4 protein-coding genes are annotated in these 2435 nt (G+C 68.0%); all 4 read left to right on the top strand.

Translation table 11 applies throughout. The features are described from left to right. Positions 1-237: sensor histidine kinase (locus WBV89_RS18860; RefSeq protein ID WP_423982870.1), on the top strand; the 237-nt coding region annotated here is incomplete at its 5' end. Next, a complete protein-coding gene (locus WBV89_RS18865) occupies positions 225-869 on the top strand; it encodes a response regulator (protein WP_423982871.1) in 645 nt (214 codons plus the stop codon). The genes WBV89_RS18860 and WBV89_RS18865, both read left to right, overlap by 13 nt. Next, positions 866-1732 carry a hypothetical protein gene (locus tag WBV89_RS18870; protein WP_423982872.1) on the top strand — a complete coding sequence of 289 codons (867 nt, stop codon included), beginning with the start codon at positions 866-868 and terminating at the stop codon, positions 1730-1732. The genes WBV89_RS18865 and WBV89_RS18870 overlap by 4 nt, the downstream gene beginning before the upstream one ends. A gap of 63 nt (positions 1733-1795) precedes the next feature. Beyond that, positions 1796-2401: a TetR/AcrR family transcriptional regulator gene (locus WBV89_RS18875; RefSeq protein WP_423982873.1), complete on the top strand. Its 606-nt coding sequence runs from the start codon at positions 1796-1798 to the stop codon at positions 2399-2401. Positions 2402-2435: the final 34 nt, after the last annotated feature.

Genomic DNA, 2435 nt, shown 5'->3' on the forward strand with positions numbered 1-2435 from the left:
CTCACGAACGTCGCCCGCCACAGCCGCGCGAACCGCGCCCACGTGTCGATCGCACGCGCCGCCGACCGGTTGGTCCTCGAGGTTCGCGACGACGGTGTCGGCGGCGCCGATGCGTCGCGGGGCACCGGACTGCAGGGGATGCGCGAGCGTGTCGCTGCAATGGGTGGAACGACACACGTCATCAGTCCCGTCGGCGGGCCGACCACGATCTCGGTGGAGATGCCATGCGGATCGTGATCGCCGAGGACTCCGTGCTGCTGCGCGCGGGACTGACCCGCATCCTCGCCGATGCCGGTGAGGAGATCGTCGCGACGGTGGGCGATGCCGACGAGCTCGTGCGCGTCGCCCGGCTCCACGAGCCCGACCTCGCGATCGTCGACGTGCGGATGCCGCCGACGCACACCGATGACGGCCTACGCGCCGCGCTGCAGATTCGCGCCGAACTTCCCGCCGTCGGCCTGCTCGTGCTCTCGCAGTACGTCGAGGAGCAGTACGCGACCGAGCTCCTCGGCGCCGACATGCACGCGGTCGGCTACCTGTTGAAGGATCGGATCGCCGACCTCAGCGAGTTCCTCGGCGCCGTTCGCCAGGTCGCCGGAGGCGGGACCGTGCTCGACCCCGAGGTGGTCGCCCAACTGTTGGCACGCACCCGCCGCCAGGATCCCCTCGAACGGCTGACCCCACGCGAACGCGAGGTCCTCACGCTGATGGCCGAGGGGCGCACCAACCCGGCGATCGCCCGCGCGCTGGTCGTGAGCGACAAAGCGGTCGAGAAGCACGTCGGCAACATCTTCTCGAAGCTCGATCTTCCGCCGGCACCGGACGACCACCGCCGCGTTCTCGCGGTTCTGCACTGGGTGAAGGGATGACCGCAATGGCCGTATTGACCGCAACGATGACCGACGACAGCCAGGCTCGGGCCGACGACCACCGAGGGACCGTCTCGGACACCTCTCCGTCGTCACGGGTGGCGCGCTCGGTGTGGCTCACCCTCGGCGGGCTGATCGCGATCGCCGCGCTCGGCTGGGGAACATTCAATGTCGTCGGGCTGCTCGCGCACGGCGAGTACACGACGACCTGGGAGTTCTCTGCCGATGATGTCCGCGCGGTCGACATCCGCAGTGACAACGGATCGATGACCGTCATCGCTGCCCCGGTGGACGTCGTGGAGGTCACCGCCGACGTGAGCGACGGTCTGGCAGCGACCGACGTCAGCGCCGAGATCGTGTCCGGCGTGCTCGAACTGCGCGGCGGTTGCCCCGTCGCCGCGCTGGTCTGGTGCGACGTCGGCTTCACGGTCAGCGTCCCCGCCGATCGCCCGATCACGATCGACGCGACCGACGGATCTGTCGTGGTTCGGGACACGACCGCGCGGGTGGACGTCGACAACGACAACGGATCGATCGAGGTCGACGGGGTCACCGGCGAAGTCCGCGCCAGCAATGACAACGGGTCGTTCATCGGACGCAATCTCGGGTCGGACATCCTCGCTGCGTCGACGTCCAACGGCACGATCGAGCTGGTGTTCTCCGACCCTCCGACCACCGTGTCCGGACGAACGAGCAACGGTCGCATCGAGGTCACCGTCCCGGACGAGGAGGTGCTGTACCGAGTCGAGATGCGGACGCAGAACGGGTCGGCCGACAGTTCGGTCCGCACCGATCCGGCCAGCGATCGGCTGATCGACCTCGAGACCGACAACGGGTCGATCACCGTCCGCTCGTCCGGCTGATCCGCCGGGCCGGCATGACGCATGTCGCAATTACCATACGGTGTCGTTTGGTAATCTGGGACCATGTCCGAAACGGCGCCGACAGCGACGAGGTCCACGCGTGGTCGCCCCCGCGATGCCGGTCGCGACCGCGCGATTCTCGACGCCGCTCGAACCGTGATCGCGGAGCGTGGATTCACCGGCGCCTCGATGGATGCGATCGCGCAGACCGCGGGCGTCGGCAAGGACACCCTGTATCGACGCTGGTCGTCGAAGGTGCAATTGGTCCGCCACCTGCTGACCGTGCTGGCCGATGAGGGCATCCCGTCGCGCCCGCCGGATCCGGATCCCCGGTTCGGGCTGTTCATCTTCCTCCAGGATCTGGTGCGGCTGAACACTCGATCCGATTTCGGTGCCGTGGTCGCCGGTGTCATCGGCGAGTCCGCTCGCAACCCGCAGTTGGCCGACGTTTTCCACTCCTTCTGGGCGGAACGACGCCGATCTTCCGCCGACCTGGTTCGTGACGTCGTCGGTCCCGAGGCATCCGCGGACGACATCGACCGACACGTCGACCAGATCGTCGGGCCCGTCTACTACCGCTTGCTTCTCTCCGGCGACGAGATCACCGACGAGTACCTGTGGGATCTCGTCGCGACGTTGCCCTGGCCCGACGATCCGGACCGCACCTGACCTTCTATTGGCCCACCCACCCACTCTCTGCGCC

Source organism: Ilumatobacter sp., from assembly GCF_049588435.1.
Lineage (GTDB): Bacteria > Actinomycetota > Acidimicrobiia > Acidimicrobiales > Ilumatobacteraceae > Ilumatobacter_A.

What these genes read in the sequence shown, in the direction of transcription:
- WBV89_RS18875 (WP_423982873.1), top strand. Translation starts at nt 1,796, where the DNA reads ATGTCCGAAACGGCGCCGACAGCGACGAGGTCCACGCGTGGTCGCCCC.
- WBV89_RS18870 (WP_423982872.1), top strand. Translation starts at nt 866, where the DNA reads ATGACCGCAATGGCCGTATTGACCGCAACGATGACCGACGACAGCCAG.
- WBV89_RS18865 (WP_423982871.1), top strand. Translation starts at nt 225, where the DNA reads ATGCGGATCGTGATCGCCGAGGACTCCGTGCTGCTGCGCGCGGGACTG.